The 18,815-nt window shown below is 72.3% G+C and carries 21 protein-coding genes; 11 read left to right on the forward strand and 10 right to left on the reverse strand.

Annotation, left to right across the window (positions count from 1 at the left end):
* The first annotated feature begins 32 nt into the window (after window positions 1-32).
* Window positions 33-458, forward strand: coding sequence for a DUF5709 domain-containing protein (locus tag ACFVYA_RS23355; protein ID WP_013229272.1), 426 nt, complete (start codon window positions 33-35; stop codon window positions 456-458).
* 1 nt (window position 459) lies between these two features.
* On the opposite strand, the gene ACFVYA_RS23360 is transcribed toward ACFVYA_RS23355, so the two are convergent.
* Together ACFVYA_RS23360 and ACFVYA_RS23365 are read right to left on the reverse strand one after the other, a co-directional pair.
* Window positions 460-678 carry a hypothetical protein gene (locus ACFVYA_RS23360; protein WP_387047851.1) on the reverse strand — a complete coding sequence of 73 codons (219 nt, stop codon included), beginning with the start codon at window positions 676-678 and terminating at the stop codon, window positions 460-462.
* Window positions 679-1,255: 577 nt separating this feature from the next.
* On the reverse strand, window positions 1,256-1,630 hold the full coding sequence (locus ACFVYA_RS23365) for a MerR family transcriptional regulator (RefSeq protein ID WP_285985669.1): 375 nt from the start codon (window positions 1,628-1,630) through the stop codon (window positions 1,256-1,258).
* Window positions 1,631-1,694: 64 nt separating this feature from the next.
* On the opposite strand from ACFVYA_RS23365, the gene ACFVYA_RS23370 reads away from it, so the two are divergent.
* Window positions 1,695-2,858: an MFS transporter gene (locus tag ACFVYA_RS23370; protein WP_387047853.1), complete on the forward strand. Its 1,164-nt coding sequence runs from the start codon at window positions 1,695-1,697 to the stop codon at window positions 2,856-2,858.
* Between the two features lie 52 nt (window positions 2,859-2,910).
* On the opposite strand, the gene ACFVYA_RS23375 is transcribed toward ACFVYA_RS23370, so the two are convergent.
* Entirely contained in the window at window positions 2,911-4,104 is a 1,194-nt protein-coding gene (locus ACFVYA_RS23375) for a glycoside hydrolase family 18 protein (RefSeq protein WP_387047854.1), read from the reverse strand.
* Between the two features lie 152 nt (window positions 4,105-4,256).
* Between ACFVYA_RS23375 and ACFVYA_RS23380 the strand changes: the two genes are divergently transcribed.
* Window positions 4,257-4,649 carry a hypothetical protein gene (locus tag ACFVYA_RS23380; RefSeq protein WP_285985672.1) on the forward strand — a complete coding sequence of 131 codons (393 nt, stop codon included), beginning with the start codon at window positions 4,257-4,259 and terminating at the stop codon, window positions 4,647-4,649.
* On the opposite strand, the gene ACFVYA_RS23385 is transcribed toward ACFVYA_RS23380, so the two are convergent.
* Complete coding sequence (locus ACFVYA_RS23385) at window positions 4,643-6,001, reverse strand: pyridoxal phosphate-dependent decarboxylase family protein (RefSeq protein WP_387047891.1); 1,359 nt, start codon at window positions 5,999-6,001, stop codon at window positions 4,643-4,645. The genes ACFVYA_RS23380 and ACFVYA_RS23385 overlap by 7 nt on opposite strands.
* A gap of 297 nt (window positions 6,002-6,298) precedes the next feature.
* Window positions 6,299-6,877, reverse strand: coding sequence for a YdeI family protein (locus ACFVYA_RS23390; RefSeq protein WP_387047856.1), 579 nt, complete (start codon window positions 6,875-6,877; stop codon window positions 6,299-6,301).
* Between the two features lie 85 nt (window positions 6,878-6,962).
* Here ACFVYA_RS23390 and ACFVYA_RS23395 point away from each other — a divergent pair, with 85 nt between their 5' ends.
* The gene (locus tag ACFVYA_RS23395; protein WP_387047858.1) at window positions 6,963-7,496 is read left to right on the forward strand and encodes a GNAT family N-acetyltransferase; all 534 of its coding nucleotides are present in this window, start codon (window positions 6,963-6,965) and stop codon (window positions 7,494-7,496) included.
* Here the strand turns inward: ACFVYA_RS23395 and ACFVYA_RS23400 are convergent.
* Window positions 7,486-7,953 (reverse strand): nitroreductase family deazaflavin-dependent oxidoreductase, encoded by a 468-nt coding sequence (locus tag ACFVYA_RS23400; protein ID WP_387047893.1) that lies wholly within the window; start codon window positions 7,951-7,953, stop codon window positions 7,486-7,488. The two genes, ACFVYA_RS23395 and ACFVYA_RS23400, sit on opposite strands and share 11 nt — an antisense overlap.
* 42 nt (window positions 7,954-7,995) lie before the next feature.
* On the opposite strand from ACFVYA_RS23400, the gene ACFVYA_RS23405 reads away from it, so the two are divergent.
* The 4 genes from ACFVYA_RS23405 (at window position 7,996) to ACFVYA_RS23420 (ending at window position 10,647) form a co-directional block, all read left to right on the forward strand.
* Window positions 7,996-8,625: a class I SAM-dependent DNA methyltransferase gene (locus ACFVYA_RS23405; RefSeq protein ID WP_387047859.1), complete on the forward strand. Its 630-nt coding sequence runs from the start codon at window positions 7,996-7,998 to the stop codon at window positions 8,623-8,625.
* A gap of 95 nt (window positions 8,626-8,720) precedes the next feature.
* Window positions 8,721-9,899 carry a PucR family transcriptional regulator gene (locus ACFVYA_RS23410; protein WP_387047861.1) on the forward strand — a complete coding sequence of 393 codons (1,179 nt, stop codon included), beginning with the start codon at window positions 8,721-8,723 and terminating at the stop codon, window positions 9,897-9,899.
* A 56-nt stretch (window positions 9,900-9,955) separates the two neighbouring features.
* Window positions 9,956-10,435 (forward strand): DUF2975 domain-containing protein, encoded by a 480-nt coding sequence (locus ACFVYA_RS23415; protein WP_387047863.1) that lies wholly within the window; start codon window positions 9,956-9,958, stop codon window positions 10,433-10,435.
* Window positions 10,435-10,647, forward strand: coding sequence for a helix-turn-helix transcriptional regulator (locus tag ACFVYA_RS23420; protein WP_043782048.1), 213 nt, complete (start codon window positions 10,435-10,437; stop codon window positions 10,645-10,647). Before ACFVYA_RS23415 ends, ACFVYA_RS23420 begins: the two co-directional genes overlap by 1 nt.
* Before the next feature lie 26 nt (window positions 10,648-10,673).
* On the opposite strand, the gene ACFVYA_RS23425 is transcribed toward ACFVYA_RS23420, so the two are convergent.
* The gene (locus tag ACFVYA_RS23425) at window positions 10,674-11,171 is read right to left on the reverse strand and encodes a hypothetical protein (RefSeq protein ID WP_387047864.1); all 498 of its coding nucleotides are present in this window, start codon (window positions 11,169-11,171) and stop codon (window positions 10,674-10,676) included.
* A gap of 271 nt (window positions 11,172-11,442) precedes the next feature.
* Between ACFVYA_RS23425 and ACFVYA_RS23430 the strand changes: the two genes are divergently transcribed.
* Window positions 11,443-12,513 (forward strand): DUF3068 domain-containing protein, encoded by a 1,071-nt coding sequence (locus ACFVYA_RS23430; protein ID WP_285985681.1) that lies wholly within the window; start codon window positions 11,443-11,445, stop codon window positions 12,511-12,513.
* Here the strand turns inward: ACFVYA_RS23430 and ACFVYA_RS23435 are convergent.
* Window positions 12,510-13,205, reverse strand: a complete 696-nt coding sequence (locus ACFVYA_RS23435) for a bifunctional 2-polyprenyl-6-hydroxyphenol methylase/3-demethylubiquinol 3-O-methyltransferase UbiG (protein WP_285985682.1) — start codon at window positions 13,203-13,205, stop codon at window positions 12,510-12,512. The genes ACFVYA_RS23430 and ACFVYA_RS23435 overlap by 4 nt on opposite strands.
* 161 nt (window positions 13,206-13,366) lie before the next feature.
* Between ACFVYA_RS23435 and ACFVYA_RS23440 the strand changes: the two genes are divergently transcribed.
* Window positions 13,367-14,599 carry a glycosyltransferase family 4 protein gene (locus ACFVYA_RS23440; RefSeq protein WP_387047895.1) on the forward strand — a complete coding sequence of 411 codons (1,233 nt, stop codon included), beginning with the start codon at window positions 13,367-13,369 and terminating at the stop codon, window positions 14,597-14,599.
* Window positions 14,600-15,505: 906 nt separating this feature from the next.
* Here ACFVYA_RS23440 and ACFVYA_RS23445 read toward each other — a convergent pair.
* Together ACFVYA_RS23445 and ACFVYA_RS23450 are read right to left on the reverse strand one after the other, a co-directional pair.
* On the reverse strand, window positions 15,506-15,688 hold the full coding sequence (locus ACFVYA_RS23445) for a hypothetical protein (protein ID WP_013229289.1): 183 nt from the start codon (window positions 15,686-15,688) through the stop codon (window positions 15,506-15,508).
* A 3-nt stretch (window positions 15,689-15,691) separates the two neighbouring features.
* Window positions 15,692-17,374, reverse strand: coding sequence for a hypothetical protein (locus tag ACFVYA_RS23450; protein WP_387047866.1), 1,683 nt, complete (start codon window positions 17,372-17,374; stop codon window positions 15,692-15,694).
* A 70-nt stretch (window positions 17,375-17,444) separates the two neighbouring features.
* On the opposite strand from ACFVYA_RS23450, the gene ACFVYA_RS23455 reads away from it, so the two are divergent.
* Complete coding sequence (locus ACFVYA_RS23455) at window positions 17,445-18,647, forward strand: lipopolysaccharide biosynthesis protein (protein WP_387047868.1); 1,203 nt, start codon at window positions 17,445-17,447, stop codon at window positions 18,645-18,647.
* Window positions 18,648-18,815: the final 168 nt, after the last annotated feature.

The raw sequence follows: 18,815 nt of genomic DNA on the forward strand, positions 1-18,815 counted from the left end.
CGCGGCCAACGAGTTGCGCGAAGATGGGGGCTGTGGACGACGACATCGAAGACAACGCCGACAACGGCATCCTCGACCCCGAGGACACTTTGGACGACCGCGACGAGCTGGCGGAGGGTTATTCACCGCCGGAACGCGCCCAGGCGACCGAAGGCTGGGGCACCACCGCGCACGAGACGGCGGAGGGCGAAAGCTGGGCGGGCCGGCTCGCCCGCGAGGTCCCCGACCTGGCCGACGACCTCGACGACGACGGACTGGGCGACACCGAGGACACCGACGGCGAGCTGGTCGACGACGAGGTCGGCGACGTCCGCGCGGGCCGCCTGGTCGCGACGGACGAAGGCTTCGGCGAAGACAGCGACGAAGAGCTGTACGCCTCGGACGCCGGCATCGACGGCGGCGCGGCTTCGGCGGAGGAAGCGGCCGTCCACGTGATCGACCCGTCCCGCCGCTGGTGAGCTAGAAGAAGCTCCGGAAGGGACGGGCGGGTCCGGGCGGCTCGACGGCCGGTGGCGGCGGTGGCGGCACTGGCGGCACGGCGGGCTCCGGCGGCTCGAGGTCCACCGGTTCCTCCTCGGCGACCTCGGGCAGCGCGGGCTCCGCCACCTCGGCCGGGAGCTCGAGGACACGATCACTTCGGCGTACGGCGAGGGCAACGAGCAGAAGATCCGCGAGCACGTCGACGTGCGCGCGCTGGACTTCACCACCACCTTGTGCAGTTCCCGCCCGGCCGCGTCGAGCTCGCCCTCGCGGAGCTTGTCCACCACCGCGCGGCCGACGTCGCCGAGCGGGATCTCCGGGCCTGTGACCACGTGCCGGAGGACGTTGCGCTGGTGGTTGAAGTCCCTTACCTGCACCACCCCGGCCGCGAGCTTGCGGGCCAGGCTCTTGTCGAGGGTGCTCCGGACGTCCTCGACCCGGAACCTGTGGATGTTCGTCTGGGAGTTCCCGTTGCCCAGCTGGATCCCCGCGCAGTTCTTGACGACGAGCGCGTTCGGCGGCAGCAGGCCGGTGACGCCCTCGGCTTCGAGCGTCGCCGGGACGTCGACGACCTGCGCGTTGCGGTCCGGGGTAGGGAAGAACGCGGCCCGCGTCGCCGCGGCCCACTCCTCGATCACCTTCGGCGCGACGACGGCGACCGGAGTGCCCCGCCACGACGCGCCGATCAGCGGCTCGTCCGCGTCCGCCACCGAGGCGGCGATCTCCCGCCAGGGCACCGGTTCCAGGATCCAGTCGCCGCCGGGGCCGTCGTCCGTCATCGGCCGGCCGGGTCGTACTCGCGGACCGCGGCCAGGTACTCGCCGATCGCGTCGCGGTTGCGCAGCAGGCATTCCGCTCGCCTGGTCATCCGGTCGCGCTCCGCCTCCAGTGTCGCGATCATCTCCGGGGTCGCGTCCGGGAAGTAGATCGTCCGGGGTTTGTCCAGGCAGGGCAGGATCTGCTTGATGATCCGGGTCGGCAGGCCGGCGTCGAGCAGGCCGCGGACCTGGATCACCCGGTCGACCGACGGCTCGTCGTAATCGCGATAGCCGTTCGGGCCGCGGCCGGCGATGATCAGGCCCTGTTCCTCGTAGTACCGGAGGAGCCGGCGGGACGTGCCCGTGCGCTCCGCGAGCTCGCCGATCCGCATGTGTGCCACCTCACATTCGCCGGGGTAGACCTTCACATCAATGTGAGGGTTTGAGCATAGCGGCATGACGGACCTCCGCACCCGCGCGCTGCCCCTGACCGCCCTGCTCGCCCTGACCACCGCCGCGTTCGTCACCGTGCTCACCGAGGCGCTGCCCGCCGGCGTGCTGCCCGGGATGAGCGCCGGCCTCGGCGTCGGCGAGTCCGCGGCCGGCCAGGCCGTGACGATCTACGCGCTCGGCACCGCGCTCACCGCGATCCCGCTGTCCGCCGCCACCGCGAACTGGTCCCGCAAACGCTTGCTGCTCACCGGGGTCGCCGGGTTCGCCGTGGCCAACACCGTCACGACGCTGTCCCCGGACTACGCGCTGACGATGGTGGCGCGCTTCGTCGCCGGGGTGGCCGCGGGCGTCGTCTGGGCGCTGCTCGCCGGCTACGCGCGCCGGCTCGTCCCGGACCACCAGGGCAAAGCCATCGCGATCGTGATGGCCGGCATCCCGCTGGCGCTGTCGCTCGGCATCCCGGCCGGGACGTTCCTCGGCGGCCTGCTCGGCTGGCGCTGGGCGTTCGGCGTGATGTCGGCGATCGCGGTCCTGCTGCTCGCCTGGATCGCGACGGCGGTTCCGGACCAGCCGGGGCAGCCGGCCGGCCGGGCACCGGTCCTGCGCACGCTCGCCGTCCCCGGTGTCCTGCCCGTGCTCGCCGTGACGCTCGGGTTCGTGCTGGCGCACACCGTGCTCTACACCTACGTCGCCGCCTTCCTCGGGCACGCCGGGATGGGCGGCGCGGTGGACGTGGTCCTGCTGGTCTTCGGGGTCGCGTCGATGGCAGGCATCGGCGTCGTCGGCGCCCGGATCGACCGGGCACTGCGGACGCTGATGGTGCTCAGCACCGTCGGCGTCGCGGTGGCCGCGACGCTGCTGGCGGTGTTCGCCGGCAGCCCGGCGCTGGTCTACGTCGCCGTGGCGCTGTGGGGACTCGGCTGGGGCGGCGTCCCGACACTGCTGCAGACGGCGGCCGGGAACGCCGGCGGCGAAGCGGCGGACAACGCGCAGGCCATGCTGGTCACGCTGTGGAACGCCGCGATGGCCGCGGGCGGGGTGGCCGGCGGGGTCCTGCTCGACGCGGCCGGGCCGGTGGCGTTCCCCTGGACGCTGCTCGTGCTCCTGCTGCCGGTGCTCGCCGTGGTGCTCGGCGCCCGGCGGCACGGGTTTCCCGTTCGCTCCTAAGTGGACGAAGGGCCCGGACGCGGCTCGCGCCCGGGCCCTCCAGCTCGGGGGTTCAGCAGCGGCCCGCGATGGCCCGCAGCAGCTCGGCGTTCGCCGTGTCACCGGACAGCTCCCAGGCGAACACGCCGCCGAGGCCCTGCGACTTCGCGTAACCGGCCTTGGCCGACGCCGTCTCGGGCGTGTCGTAGCTCCACCACTGCGAACCGCACTTCGCGTACGCCGTGCCCGCGACGCGGCCGTCGGCCGGGCACTTGGTCTTGAGGACCTTGTAGTCCTCGACACCCGCTTCGTAGGTGCCGGGCGCCGGGCCGGTGGCCGTGCCGCCCGGCTGCTTCTGCGTGACACCGTCCCAGCCGCGGCCGTAGAACCCGAGGCCCAGCAACATCTTCGACGACGGCACGCCCTGGCGGCGCAGCTTCTGGATGGCCGCGTCGGCGTAGAACCCGGCGGTCGGGAGGCCCGGGTAGGCGCGCAGCGGCGAGTGCGGCGCGGTCGGCCCGTTCGGACTGGCGCCGGCGACGAAGTAGTCGTAGGTCATCACGTTGTACCAGTCGAGGTACCGGCTCGCGGCGCCGTACTCGGTGGCGTCGATCTTGCCGTCCTTCGAGCCGTCCGCGGTGATCGCGGCGGTCACCAGCTGGCGCCCGAACTTCGCGCGCAGCGCCTTGACCAGCCCGGTGAACGCCTTCGGCCCGCTCGTGTCGCAGGTGCTGCCGCAGGCGTTCGGGTACTCCCAGTCGACGTCGATGCCGTCGAAGACGCCCGCCCAGCGCGGGTCGTTGACCAGGTTGTAGCAGGAGTCCGCGAACGCGGCCGGGTTCTTCGCCGCCTCGGTGAACCCCGCCGACCAGGTCCAGCCGCCGAAGGACCACAGCACCTTGAGCTTCGGGTGCAGCTTCTTGAGCTGGCGGAGCTGGTTGAAGCTGCCGTGCAGCGCCCCCGGTTCGGTGCTGTCGGCCTGGCCGCCGACGCTCGTGGCGGCGTCGTAGGGCATGTCGTGGTCGGCCCACGGGTCGCCGACCGCGCAGCCGCCGTCCGTCACGTTGCCGAACGCGTAGTTGACGTGGGTCAATTTCGCGGCCGACCCGGACGTCTCGATGTCCTTGACGTGGTAGCCGCGGGCATAGACGTCCCAGTCGGCGAAGTAGGCCATCACCTTGCTCTGAGCCTGCCCGGCCTCCGCGGGCGGCGCGACGACCGATGCACCGGCGAGGGCGAGCGCGACGAGGGCGATGCGTTTTCTCATGCGGAGCACGGGATTCTCCTCACCGGCCGGACAGGCGGACGTGCCGAGGCTAACAGGTCCAGACCACTGCGGACCAGAGGGAATCGTGTGGTCAGCGGGTTTCGGTGTACCTCCGCAGCCGGGTCCGGATTCACGCGTGCGATGATCGGCCGATGACCGAGTTCGGCTGCGCCCGCTGTTCCGGCGAAGACGCCCTGACCGCGCTGGCGTTCTGCACGACCCGGCTGAACAAGACCCATCGCCTCGTCGAGCGGTCGCACTTCAGCATCTCGCTGCGCCGGTGCCCGGAGTGCGGCCAGACGTTCGCCGCGATCTTCACCGAGTTCGTCGACTCCTCCGGCGGCGAAGACGCGCAGTACTTCGACTTCGTCCCGCTCACCACCGCCGAGGTGTCCACGCTGGCGGCGCAGGGCCCCCGCGTCGACCTGGCCGAGCTGGGCGCGCTGGGCAGCGTCCGCCGCCGGCTGTCGTCGAGCTGGCCGACGGGCGGCGAGAAGGAAATCGCCTGGCGGACGGACTCGCTCTCGGTGCGCGAAGGTCACTGACCGGCGCATTGACCGGCCAGGCGCAGGATCGCCGCGGCACTGCGGTCGACGTCGGCTTCCGTCGTCGACCAGCCGGAAACCGAGATCCGCAGGTACCGGCGGCCGCGCCAGGTGGTGCCGCCCAGCCAGCAGGTGCCGTCGTCCTGGACCTTCCGGATGAGGGCGTCGGTGTCCCCGCCGAAGGACACGAGAACCTGGTTGAGGACGACGTCGTTGGCGATCTCGGCACCGCCGTCGGCGAGTTTTCCGGCGAAGCGGCGGGCCAGCCGGCAGCAGCGGCCGACGAGCTCGGCGACGCCGTCACGGCCCAGCTCGCGCACCGCCGCCCAGACCGCGAAGCCGCGGGCGCGGCGCGACGACTCCAAGGTCAGGTCGCCCATGCCGGACACCTCGCCGGCGCCGGTGAGGTAGGCAGCCCGGTAGGCGATCGCCGCGGCGTGGACGTCCGGGCGGGCGCAGAAGACGAAGCCCGAGTCGTACGGCACGTTCAGCCACTTGTGCCCGTCGCAGGCCCAGGAATCGGCGAGTTCGACGCCGTCGAGGAGTCCGCGGGTTTCCGGATTGGCGGCGGCCCACAGCCCGAAGGCACCGTCGACGTGGATCCAGGCGCCGCCCGCGGCTTCCCGGGCGGCGCGCAGGTCGTCGCACGCGCCGGTGTTCACGTTCCCCGCCTGCAGGCAGACGATCAGTGGCCCGGTCCCGGCCGCGCACACCCTTCGGAGGTCTTCGACGTCGATGGCGCCCTGCGGACCGGCTTTGACCGGTTCGACGACCCGGGTGCCGAAGCCGAGCAGCCGCAGGGCGCGATCGACGGTGGCATGCCGTTCTTCACTGGCGACGACGCGGACGCGCGGGGCACCGGCGAGCCCGTCGCGTTCGACGTCCCAGCCGGCTTCGGCGAGCACGTGGTGCCGGGCGGCGGCGAGGCCGGCGGTGTTCGCGGCCTGCCCGCCGGTGACGAACCCGGTGGAGGCGCCGGCGGGGAGGCCGAGCAGTTCCTTGAGCCATCCGCCGGCCACATCTTCGGCGGCGGCCGCGGCGGGCGAAAGGACGGCGTTGAAGCCGTTCTGGTCCCAGCCGGCGGCGAGGACGTCGGCGGCGGTGGCGGCCGGGAGGGCACCGCCGATGACGAACCCGAAGAACCGCGGCCCGGCGGTGCCGACGAGCCCGGGTCCGGCGGCCCGGGCGAGCTGTTCGAGCACTTCGGACGGTGGCGTGGGGTGCGGCGGGAGCGGGCCACCGAAGGCGGACCGCAGGGCGGCGTGGTCGACGGCCGGGGCAACGGGCCGATCCGCGAGAGTGCCGCGGAAATCGGCGGCGAGTTCGGCGGCGCGGGCCAGGAGGGGGTGCATGTCGTCCACGGCTTGACTGTAGGCCGGGTTCGGCGCACGAGCGGCACAATTCCCGGCTTGGCTTGGCAGGGTTCGCGGCCCGGCTCAGCTAAGCGGCCCGGTTCGCCAGCCGCCGCTCGGCTCGGCAGCCCTGCCCGGCGCCCAGCGTGGCCCGGCGGCCGCGCCCAGCCCGGCCGCCCAGCCCGGCTCGGCCAGGCCCGGCCAGGCCCGGCCAGGCCCGGCCAGGCCAGGCTCGGCGGCGCGCCCGCCGTGCGGCCACCAGTCCACCGGCCCACCGATCCGGCACCCATCGACCAGCTAAGCCGCCTTCGGGTGGGCGGCCCGGCGGTTCTCCCGGGCCAGCTCGACCGTCGTCGCGATGCGGCGCCGCCTGGTCTCCGGGCGCTTGGCCTTTGCGATCCACTCCAAAATCAACCTCCGCGACGACGGCGGAAACGCCTCGAAGCACCGCCAAGCCACGGCCTCCCCCGCGAAGGCACCCCGCAAATCCGCCGGCACCACGCCGTCCTGTGCCTCGGCGAGCACGTCCCAGGTCCCGGTCCGCCGCGCGAGGTCCACCATCGCCTGCCCGGCCGGAGCCATCAGGCCCGCCGCGCTCAGCCGCGAAACCCGCTCCCGGTTGACCCGGCTCCACGTACTCCCCGGCTTGCGCGGCGTGAAACACAGGTAGGTGCTCTCGGCGTCACGCCGCAGCGCCTTGCTGTCGATCCACCCGAAACACAGCGCCTGCTCCATCGCCTCGTGGATCCGCACCCCCGGCACCGCGCTCCCCTTGCGCCGGATCACCAGCCACACCGACGTCTCGCCCGGCGCCGCCAGCCATGCCCGCCACTCCGCGGCCGAGGAAACCTCCAGTGCCCCTTCGATCTTCTCCATGCCCTCATCGTCCGCGGTGAAGTGCTCATCTTCTGAGCACTTTCGGGCGGGAACAATCGGCGACCTCCCGGCGTAGCGTCCTGGTATGGAGACCCCGTTGAGCACCGACCGGCTCGTGATCCGGGACTGGACGGTGGACGACGCCGAAGCCGCGTTCGAGATCTACGGCGCGGAAGACGTCACGCACTGGCTGACCCCGGCCATGGACCGCGTCGGCGACATCGGCGCGATGCGCGCGGTCCTGCACGCCTGGCAGGAATCCCAGCCGAACCTGCCGCCACCGCGGGGCCGGTGGGCCATCGAGCGCAAGGAGGACGGCGCGGTGATCGGCGGCCTCGGCATCCGGCTGCTGCCGCCGTTCGAAGAGGACCTCGAACTGAGCTGGCAGCTCAGCCCCGGCGTCTGGGGCAAGGGGTACGCGTCCGAGGCGGCCACCGCGCTGATCGAGTGGGCCTTCACCCAGGACACCGAAGAGCTGTTCGCCGTCGCGCGGCCGAACAACACGCGGGCGATCGCGGTCGCCAAGCGGCTCGGCATGCAGTGGGTCGGCGAGACCGACAAGTACTACAACCTGCGGCTGCAGGTGTACCGGATCCGGCACACCGATCTCATCGACTGACCGGCTCCAGCAGGAAGACGCGGATTTCGCGGTGCCCGGCCCGCACGGCGTAACGGTCGTACGCGGGCCAGTACCCCGCCACCGCGTCCCACATCTCCTGGCGCTCGTCCCCGGTCAGGAGCCGTCCGGTGACGTCGATGCTGCGCCCGTGCACACCGATCGTCGCCTTCGGCTGCGCCAGCAGGTTCGCCGACCAGGCCGGGTGGGCCTCGCCGCCCCAGTTCGAGCCGATCACGACGTACCCGCCGGCCCGCTCGACGTAGAGCAGCGGCACCTGCCGCGGCTCGCCGCTGCGCCGCCCGATCGTCGTGAGCAGCAGCGTCCGCAGCCCGACCGCCGCGCCGACGCCGACCCGGCCACCGCTGATCCGCAGCAGCACCCGGTCGGCGGGCACGAGCGCCCGCCCCAGCACCGCGAACGCCCGGCTCTTGCCGAACCCGGCGAAGACTCCCCGCAAACCGGCCACGGCGAGATCCTAGGTCTGGCAGGGTGGGCGAGCATGACCCGCCCCGAAACCGCCGCCGAGGTCTTCGACGCGCTCGGCACGGACTACGAACACGCCTTCCGCACCGCGACCGCCCAGCGCGCCGCGATCACCGACCTGCTCGCCGCCCTGCCGCCGGAGGCGAAGGTGCTCGACCTCGGTGCCGGCACCGGGCGGCCGACCGCGGAACTGCTGGTCGCCGCCGGCCACGACGTCACCGGCTACGACGTGGCCCCGAAGATGGTCGAGATCGCGCGGAGCCAGGTGCCCGCCGCCCGGTTCGAACTCGGGGACATGCGCGAACTGTCCTTCCCGGACGGCACCTGGGACGCGATCACGGCCTTCTTCTCGATGCTGCAGCTCCCCCGGGCCGAGCAGGAAACCATGATCGGCCGCCTCGCGGCCTGGCTGAAGCCCGGCGGCCTGCTCGTCTTCGCCACCGTGCCCGCCGACGTCGACGGAGTCGACCTCGTCTTCATGGGCCACCCGGTCCGCGCGTACAGTTTTGCCGCCGGTCCCCTCAAGGAGCGGCTGCGGGCGGCGGGCCTCGAAATCGTCCACGAGGACGAGGCCGAGTTCGTCCCCGACCACCCGGACGCCGGCCCCGAGCCGCACGTCTACCTGACCGCACGCAAACCGGCCTGAGCCGGCGAGCCCGCACGACGTCGGGCACCCGACGGACATGAATTTTGCTCAAGTTCGTGCATGTCCCGCGCGGCGGACCCGAGCTAAAGTGAGGGATGGGCATCGAAGCTCTGGCCAGGCCGGTACCTCGCGAGCACCGCGAGCTGCTGCGCGAGATGCTGGCCAGGCTCCCCGAGTTCGCCGATCGCCTGGCCCGGCTGCTCAGTGAGCAGGACGAGTTCTACCGCCAGGTCGAGGACGTCGCCCCCGGCGAACTGCGGCAGGTCTGCCGGGCCAACCTCGAGCGCGCGCTGACGGCGCTGGCCGAAGGTCACGGCCTCGCCCTCGACGCCGCCCGCAAGACCGGGCTCACCCAGGCGCGCCAGGGCATCCCGCTGCCCGCGGTGCTGCGCGCGTTCCGGATCGGCGGCACCTTCGTCTACGAAGGACTCCTCGAGCTCGCCGGCCCGGAGTTCCTCAACCCGACCCGGACGATCGAGATCAACTCCTACGTCTGGAAGGCGATCGACCTCTACTCCGACGCGCTGACCACGGCGTACGAGGAGGTCGCGGCCGAGCCGTCGCACGCGAACGCGCGGCTGCTGGACGACCTGCTGCGCGGCCGGCTCGCCGGCCAGGGGGACATGGAGGCCGCGGCCCGCGAGCTGGGCCTGCCGACCGCGGGCATGTTCGTCGCCGTGGTCACCGAGCGCGTCGAGCCGGACGAGCACGACTCCGTCGACGCACTGCTGCGGGCGCGGCGCTGGCGGTCGGCGTGGCGGCCCGGCGGCGAGGCGGGCCTGGTCGCGATCGACCGGATCGAGGACGTCCGGCGGCTGCGCGAAGTGCTCGGTTCCCTGCCCGTGGCGGCCGGGATGAGCAAGCCGTTCACCGGGTTCCCCGACGTCCCGGACGCCCTGCACCGGGCCCGGATCGCCCGCCGCTCGCTGCCGGCGGGGACGGCCGGCGTCGTGGTGTTCGGTGACTCGCCGGTGACGACGCTGGTCGCGGCCGCGCCCGGGATGGCCCGTGACGTCGTCCGGTCGGCCCTGGCCGGGGTGCTCACGCTGCCGGCCGCGGAGCGCAAGGTCCTGCTCGACACGCTGCTGGCGTGGTTCGCCGGCCACGGCTCGGCGAAGGAGGCCGCGGACCGGTTGTTCGTGCACCCCAACACGGTCCGGTACCGGCTGCGCCGCGTGCAGGAGCTGACCAAACGCGACCTCACCGACCCGGTCGACATCGGCGAGCTGTACGTCGCGCTGGAGTCGGTGCGCCTCGAGCCCGAACCGGAGTGATCGTATTTCGATCACTACCGATTGACTTTCGATAGAAAGAGCGCGATAGTCGGCGCATGGTTACCGAGAAGTGGGCCGTTGCCGCGCTCAGGGTCTTCCTCGTGGTGCTGTTCGGCGTCCTCGTCGTGTTCCAGACGCTCTCGCTGCCGGGCAGCATCGCCTACCACGCGCAGCAGAACCCGCACGACGCTCCGCTGCGGTGGCCGCTGACCGCCATCGCGGTCTTCCTGGTGCTGTGCGTCCAGGTGGTGGTCGTCGCGACCTGGAAGCTGCTGACCCTGGTCAAGAAGGACCGGATCTTCACCACCGCGTCCCTGAAGTGGGTCGACGCGATCGTCTGGGCCGTGGCCGCCGCGTGGCTGGTGGTCGCCGGGATGCTGCTCTTCGTCGGCTTCAACGCGGACGACCCGGGGATGCCGATGCTGCTGTTCCTGGTGACCGTGGCGATCACCGTGATCGGCCTGCTGATGGTGGTCATGCGCGCCCTGCTGCGGCAGGCCACCGCGCTCCGGTCCGACATGGAAGCGGTCATCTGATGCCGATCGTCGTGCGCATCGACGTCGAACTGGCCAAGCGCAAGATGAGCGTCGGGGAGTTCGCCGAGAAGGTCGGTCTCACGCCGGCCAACGTCGCCGTGCTGAAGAACGGGCGTGCCAAGGCCGTGCGCTTCAGCACTCTGGAAGCGATGTGCCGGGTGCTCGGCTGCCAGCCCGGCGACCTGCTCGAGTGGGTCGAAGACGAGGGTTGACCCAGGTCAGCGGGCTGCGGTCGGCGCTAAGCCGCGTCGGTGTCGACCAAGCGGGCCAGCTCCAGCAGCGTTCCCTCGAAACCCGGGCCCGCCGTCAGCGCCACCGTGAGCGGGCCGCCGCGGCGATCCGTCCCGACCGGGAGGGTGACCGCCGGTTCCGTCCACTGCGGACGGTCCACACCGGCCGAAACCACCACGTCCGGGCGGGCGGGGCGATGCCGGCGGCCGCCCGCGTCGAGGTCGAGGACCACGTTGCCGTGCAACGAAAGCAGGGCCGCGACGTCCGCCACCGCGTCGCGCAGCTCGCGGTCGGCGATCGAGTCCGAATGGGCGCCGATCGCCGGGCGGGGCGGGTCGGTGTCGCGGGCCAGGCGGGGCACGATCGCTCCGAGGTCGCCCGAGGCGCACGTCAGCACCCGGATGCCGGGCACGCCCGCCTGGGGGTCGGCGATGCTGATCCCCGCACTGGCGGCGGCCGCCACGATCCGGGCCCGCCAGCGCGCGGTCGCCGCGATGGCGACCATCGATGGGTCCTGGGGCAAAAGGGGAGTTCTCCTTCGCGATCCGGCGCGGCGGCAGGGGGATCGTCCGATGGTGCGGCCGTGCCCGTTGTGCCCGGGAACAAACATCTTTGGCCGATTGGTCCGAACGGCGGCGTCCGTGCGCCCTTCCGGTCGCACCGGACAGCTGTGACCGCGGGTCACACTTTGACGCGCGACGTGGCGCGGGCCACTATCCGTGCACCTGATTACCGCCGGGTAATTTGGGTGTCCCAAGTACGACCCAGGAGGACCGTTGCGACGAGCTTTGGGCCTGATCTTGCTGGCGCTGGGGGTCTTCGCGGTCGCCGGGGCGGTGCTGTTGCCGGCCTACGTCTACCCGAAGCTCGCCAAGGTGCCGCTCGACCAGGATTCGACGTCGGTGCTGGAAGGCACCGCGAGCAAGGTCCTTGCCGTGACCGACAAGGGCGCCGGCCCGGTCACCGAGATCCGTGAGAACCGGAAGCTGACCGCGACCGGCCACGTGCAGGCGAACTTCGCCCGGCCCGAGATGCACGAGGGCACCGACTACGCGGTCTGGCTGCTCGCGGTGCAGGTCAAGGACGACGAGGACGGCACGGTGCTCACCGCGAGCAAGCGACAGGTCTGCTTCGACCGGCGCACCTCCGAGGGCTACGACCCGCGCGGGGACGCCGACCCCAAGTGCACCAAGGAAAGCAGCTACGTCACGCAGCTCAAGGACAAGGCCGACAAGGACGGCGACAAGCCGCCGGAGCAGAACGTCTACAAAGCCCAGCCCGGCCTGAACTTCAAGTTCCCCTTCGGCACCGAGCAGAAGGACTACCAGGTCTACGACGACAACACCGGCACCGCTGTCACCGCCCGGTACACCGGCACCGAGGAGGTGAACGGGATCGAGACCTACAAGTTCGTCCAGAACATCCCGGACACCAAGCTCGAGACGAAGTCGGTGCCCGGCTCGCTCGTCGGCGTCGCCGACTCCAGCGTCGACGCGGACCTGTACTACCGCGGGATCAACACGATGTGGGTGGAGCCGGTCACCGGCGTCGAGGTGAAGCAGCAGCAACAGCAGCACCAGGAACTGCGGCCCACCACCGGCAACCCCACCGTCGTGTTCGACGGGACGCTGGCCTACAACGGCAAGACGATCGCGCAGATGGTCGACCAGATCGACGAGAACAAGGGCAAGCTGGAGTTCCTGTCGAGCACCGGCCCGCTCTGGCTCGGCATCGGCGGCGGGGTGCTGATCCTCGTGGCGGCCTACCTGCTGTTCCGCCGGCGCCCGGCCGCCCCGCCGGCCCCGCCGCGGCGACGGCAGCGGGTGCCGGTCGGCGCCGACCGCTAAACCTTCCGCAGGACCAGAACGAGATTCCAGGACGCAATTTCGCGAAGGCCGGGGATCCGCACGATCCACATCGCCCAGCTCGGGTGGTACCGCGGATACCCGGCCACGAAATCGGCGAGCGGCGTCGCCTTCGCCCAGCGAAGCGCGGCGCCGACCGAAACCGGGAACAGGCTTTCCCCGAATTTGTTCTTCGGCTGCTTCCCGAGTTTCCGGGCATAACGCTGCCGGGCGTAGTACCCGCCGAGGAAATGCCACGGCGCCGTCTCGTGGCCACCCCACGGCGAATACCACGGCGTGAACGACGCGAAGACCGTGCCGCCGGGCTTGGTCACCCGGCACATCTCGGCGAGCATGACCCACGGCTCGGCCACGTGCTCCAGCACGTTCGACGAGTAGCAGATGTCGACGGAACCGCTGCGTACCGGCAGTTCCGTGCCGCTGGCGCGGATCATGTTCTCCCCCGGCTCGCCGCGCGCGGACAGCTCGCCGACGTCCGGGTCCAGGCCGAGATAGACCGCGCCGGCCGCGCGGAAGGCTTCGGAGAAGTAGCCAGGGCCGCCGCCGACGTCGAGCACCGTGCGTCCGGACAGCGGAGCGTGCGCCGCCAATTGCCGGACCGAATCGGCGGCGAGCGCGGAATAGAAGCCGTCCGGGTCGGTCTGTTCGGTGAGGAATGTCCGGAACAGGGTCACCGAGCGGCGGAGCGTGGCGCGATGCGGCCGGGGCGTCGCGACGAGAACCGGATTACCTACCATTGAACCGTCGCTTTCCCGAATACGTTCATCTAGGGTGTACGCACCGGTAACCTAGCACCGTCGCCAAAGTTTGGATAACCCCGATGGAACGTCCTCGTGTGCTCCTCCTCAACTGGCGCGACACCGGCCACCCCGAAGGCGGCGGCTCGGAGCGGTACGTCGAGCGGATGGCCGAAGGCCTGGCCAGAGCGGGGTACCGGGTCGAGATCCAGTGCGCCGCCTACCCGGGTGCGACGGCGGGCGAGTGGCGCGACGGCGTCCGCTACCGGCGGCGCGGCAACAAGTTCGGCGTCTACGCGCACGCGCTGCGCGCCATCCGCCGGGCCCGCGCCGATCTCGTGGTGGACGTGCAGAACGGCATGCCGTTCTTCGCCCGGCTGGTCGCCGGCTGCCCGGTGCTGGTGCTCGTGCACCACGTCCACAAGGAACAGTGGATCAGCGCGCTCGGCGAGACGCTGGGCCGGATCGGCTGGTGGATCGAGTCGCGGCTGGCGCCGTGGCTGTTCCGCCGGTGCCGCTACGTCACGGTTTCCGAGGTCACCAAGGCGGAACTGGCGGAACTGGGCATCGGGCGCGAGCGCGTGACGGTGGTCCCGAACGGCCTCGACGCGCCCCCGCCGTGCGCGTCCGAACGCGACCGCACCCCCACGCTGGTCGCGGTGAGCAGGCTGGTGCCGCACAAGCGGATCGAGCACGCCATCGACGTCGTCGCGCGGCTCGCGCGGCGCTGGCCGTCCCTGCGGCTGGAGGTCGTGGGCCAGGGGCCGTGGGACGAGGTGCTGCGCGCCCACGCGGCTTCGCGCGGGGTGGCCGACCGGGTCGTCCTGCACGGCTGGGTCGACGAGCAGGCCAAGCACGAGATCCTGGCGCGCTCGTGGCTGCACCTGTGCCCGTCGGTCAAGGAGGGCTGGGGCATCGTCATCATGGAGGCCGCGGCGCACGGCGTGCCCTCGGTCGCCTACCGCGCCGCCGGCGGCGTGACGGAGTCCATCGTGGAGGGCCGGACCGGCCTGCTGGCCGACGACTTCGACGATTTCACCGCGCAGGTCGACGGCCTGCTCGCCGACGGCCTGCGGCGCGCGGAAATGGGCTTGGCGGGCGCCGAGCGGGCCGGGAAGTACCGCTGGGACGTCAGTGTCGGCCAGTTCGCTTCACTGGTGCGGGACGTCTCCGGGCAGCCGGTCCCCCGGCCGCGCACCCTGGTCCCGCACCGCGTCCCGGAACTCGCCCAGCAGCCGGGCGGCGGCCGCCGCGTCGAAGTCCTTGCGGCGGGCGCGCACGGTGACGGTGGTGGCGCCGCCGGTCGTCGCCGCGCCGAACGCCACGCCTGAGCGGCCACTCGCCGCCGGGTAGAACGCCAGCGTCCGCACGGTGTCCCCGGTGGACACCACGCCGAGGTTCGAGACCAGGAACGTCGAACCGAGCCTGCTCGCCAGCAGCCGGGTGCCCAGCCGGGCGAGGCGGCTGCTGCGGGCCGGGAAATCCGGCTCCGGCGGCTGGGCCTTCAGGACTTCGGCGACGTCCGCGCCGCGGCTCAGCCGCAGCCGGAAGAACGCGCTGTCGTGCACCGGTTCCGGTGCCGCACCCGGCCGGCGCGACGCGCCCAGCGCGGCCACGACCCGCGCGGTGCGGGCCCCGTGCGCGCGGTTCCAGCGTTCGGTGGCGCCGGCGGCCGCCGCGACGAACCCCGCGGCCCCCAGCCGCAGCCGCGGCTCGTGGACGGCCACGAAGACATCCCCTACGGCTTCGCTGCCCCGGTCCGGGGTGATCCGGCCCGGTGGCGCGAAAAGCGCCTCAGCGAGCCGCTGGAGAGCCGAAACCGCAAAGGGTTTGCCGCCCGTGCGTTCGCCGATCCCCCGCGCGGCCGAAGAAACCGGGACGTCGAGGAGGATGCCGAGCAGGGCGAGCAGGCCGAGGCCGTCGAGGGCGCCGTGGTGCGCGGCGACGAGGAGAGTGGGTTCGCCGACGGCGACGCGCACCAGCGGCGCGCCCCGTTCGTAGGGTGCCGAAGCGAAGCGGTCCCGGACGGCCGCCAGGTCACCGATCCGCTCGATTTCGGGCACCGCACCGAGGTACGGGTAGCGCGGGAACGCGGCCGCGAGCCGGGCGCGGAGCTTCTCCGGTTCCGGTGCGGCCGCGCCGAGTTCCGCTTCGAGGAGGATGCTCCAGGAAACGGTGGGGTCGCCGTAGAGCCCGACGACGCGGTGGGCGTGGTCGGAGGCGAGCCGGGTCACGCGTCAGCGGTCCCCGTAGAGCTTCAGCGGGTGGTCGGCAGGGTTGAACTTCACCTGCGCGTTGAGCTTCTGTTGCACCGGAGCGGCGGTGTCCGGGTCCGCGCCCTGGATGAGGGCGAACCCTCCCGCGGTCGCCGCTCCGCCGCCGATGATGACGGCGACGATCGCGCCGATGACCGTGCCCACGAGTCACTCCTTCCGCGGCGGGAGAATCCTGCCGCGGCCCAATGTACGCATGGGTAACATGCGGCACAACACTGCGACGCACAGCAACGTGAGCGCTACTCCGTTCGCCAGCAAGGCGGGCGTCCACGAGATCGCTTTCACCGCGGGCTCACCCGGGGTCCGGTACAGCGTCAGCCACTCACCCGACCACACCGGCGTCGCGCCGGCGAGCAACCGCGGGTCGACGTAGCCGGGTGTCCCGTGCTCGACGAGGATCCAGCCGATGCCCGCGTCGGTGAGTTCCCGCGCGGACGTCGCGGCGCGGACGTCGCCGATCCTCGGGTCCTCACCGGCGATCCGCTCGGCACCGACCTGCAGGGTGTCGTCCATCAGCACGGGTTTCGGCAGCGCGCGCGGCGCCGGGTCGAGCTGGGTGCGGTCGTCGTTCCACGCGAACCCGCGGAACGCCGAGAGCGGCAACGCCAGCACGTCACCCGGCCGGTCACCGAGCTCTTCGGACACCGCGCGCCAGTCGGCCGGGTACTGCGCGGTGCCGAGCCGTCCCCAGCCACCCCACGCGAGGTCCGGCATGGTCAGCAGCGGGAAGACCACCGCCGCCGTCACCAATCCGGCGCGGCCCCCCGCGGTTTTCAGCTTCGCGGCGGCGGCTTCGACGGCCAGCGCGAAGCCCAAGGCCAGCGGCAGGGCCCACCAGGCCACCCATTTCTGGGCGTCCCGCAGCAGTCCGGCGCCGGGTACGTACCGCGTCGCGGCGGTGAGCAGCCGGCTGCCGCCCGGCAACGTCGCCAGGGAGGCCAGGAGAACGCCCAGGACGCCGAGCGCGGTCAAAGAGCGGACCGGCGCCTTCCCCCACCGCTGCGCGAGCGGCCGGAGGCCGGCGATCGCGACGGCGACGACGATGAGCGTCAGCACCGGGACCAGCGGCACGGCCCGGCTTCCCGGCACCGTTTCGGCGTTCCAGATGCCGCCGAGGCCCAGCACGCTCAGCAGCGCGGGACCCCAGCTTTCGGCGCGGGCGCTGAACGCCGTGACGCCGCCGGGGTCGGAGAAGGTGCCGCCGGCGTCGAGGAACGTCGGGACCAGCCAGGGCAGGTTGAGCGCGATGGCGAGCGGAACCGTCTGCCGGAGCCGCCGCGAACCGGCGGCCACGACCATGACGGCGGCCGCGAGGACGCCGCCGGGCGGAGTCAGCACGGCCGGGGCGCAGGCGATCACCAGCTTCGGCAGGGCACGCGGTTCGTGCGCCCGCACGGCGAGCCCGGCGCCGGCGATCCACGGCAGGGCCGCGTACGTCAGGAGCAGCGGCCAGTGCCCGATGAACAGCCGTTCGGCGAGGTACGGCGTCCAGGCGTAGGCCGTCGCCGCGACGAGCCGGGTGCCTTCCCGCTCGGTGGGGACGAGCCGTCCCGCGCCGAAGGCGGCGAAGAAGACGGCCAGGAGCAGGACGATCTTCTGGACGATGTCGCCGGGCAGCACGGTGGTGGCGAGCGCGACGGCGGCGTCGGCGGGAACGGACCGCGGCAGCGTGCTGCCGACCCCGAAGGCGTCCGGCACGAAGTACTGCCGTGGCGCGAACACCATGTCGTAGCTCAGGACGAACCCGCGGCCGAGCAGCGGCGCGCAGACGGCGAAGGCCAGCGCGGCGGACAACACGGGGAGGGCCGCCCGCCTGCCGGGTGCGTTCACGGCCCTTCCTTTCCGTTGCGCGCGCGGTTATGGTCCCTGGTCATTACCCGCCGGTAATGGGAGCCCGCCGTTGAGCGTAGACACCGAAGTCCCGGCCCGGACCGGCAACCGGCTCGCGGCGATCCTCGTCTCGCTCGCGCTCGCGGGCAACAACGCGGCCAGCTACGTGCTGAGCCTGGCGGCCGCGCGGATCCTCGCGCCCGGCGCGTTCGGGGAGCTGAGCTCGCTGCTGGCGGTGCTGGTGATCGGCGTCGTCCCGGCGATGGGCCTGCAGACGGTGGTGGCGCTGCGGGTGGCGCGCGCCCCCGGGCTCGCGCAGGGTTCGCTGTTCGCGCTCGGCCTGGTGACGAGCGCGATCGTCGCGACGACGGCGTTGACGCTGAGCCCGTTGCTGGTGCTCCTGCTGCACCTGGGCTCGCTGGCCCCGGCGCTGCTGGTGACCGCGGCGCTCGGGCCGTTGACGCTGCTGGGCGTGTTCCACGGTCTCCTGCAGGGCAGCCACCGGTTCGCCATGCTGTCCGGCCTGATCGCGCTGGAGGGCGTCGGCAAGGTCGGCGGTTCCCTGGTGGGGCTGGTGGTCTCGGGGTCCCCGACCGGGGCGCTGGCCGGAGCGGCGATCGGATCGCTGGCGGTGGTCGTGGCGGGCTGGCAGATCTGCGGCCGCCCGCGTCCCCGCTGGGCCGACCGCCACGGCGGCGAGGTGCTGCACACGGCGCAGGCGATGCTGGCACTGGTGCTGCTGGTGAACCTGGACCTGGTGCTGGCCCGCCACACGCTGCCGTCTTCGGAGGTGGGCGAGTACGCGCTGGGGGCGATCGTCACGAAGATCGCGTACTGGCTGCCGCAGGCGGTGGGGGTGCTGGTGCTGCCGCGGTTCGCCGTCTCCGACCGCCGCCGCCGGGTGCTGCCGGTGGCGCTGGCCGTGTGCGGCTGCCTGGACGCGGTGGTGCTGCTGGTGTCGCTGGTCTTCGGGCCTTCGCTGCTCGCGGTGATCGGCGGCGCGCGGTACGCGGGCAGCACCATGCCGGTGTGGCCGTTCGCGCTGGCGGGCTCGATGCTGGCGCTGGTCCAGATCCTGCTGTACGCCCGCCTGGCGGACGGCGACCGCCGCGTGACGGTGCTGATGTGGTCGGCGGTCGGCGTGGAGGCACTGCTGATCACGACGTGGCTGCACGGCTCACCCACCCAGGTGGTGACGGCGGCGGTGTGCACCGCCGGCGCGTTGGCCGCGGCCGGCGCCCTCCTCGAGCTCCGCCCCCGCAAACCGGCCTGAGCAGCCCCCGTTTTCCACGCTACCGGCAGGCACCGACACTTCCGCGACCCCGAACCCCTGTGATCCGGCCCGTATCCACCGTGATTGAAGCCGGAACTCGCGTGATCCGACCCGGAACTCGCGTGATTGAAGCCGGAACTCGCGAGTTACGGCCCCAGTCACGCGAGT

Source organism: Amycolatopsis sp. NPDC058278 (genome assembly GCF_042881395.1).
Taxonomy (GTDB): Bacteria; Actinomycetota; Actinomycetes; order Mycobacteriales; family Pseudonocardiaceae; genus Amycolatopsis.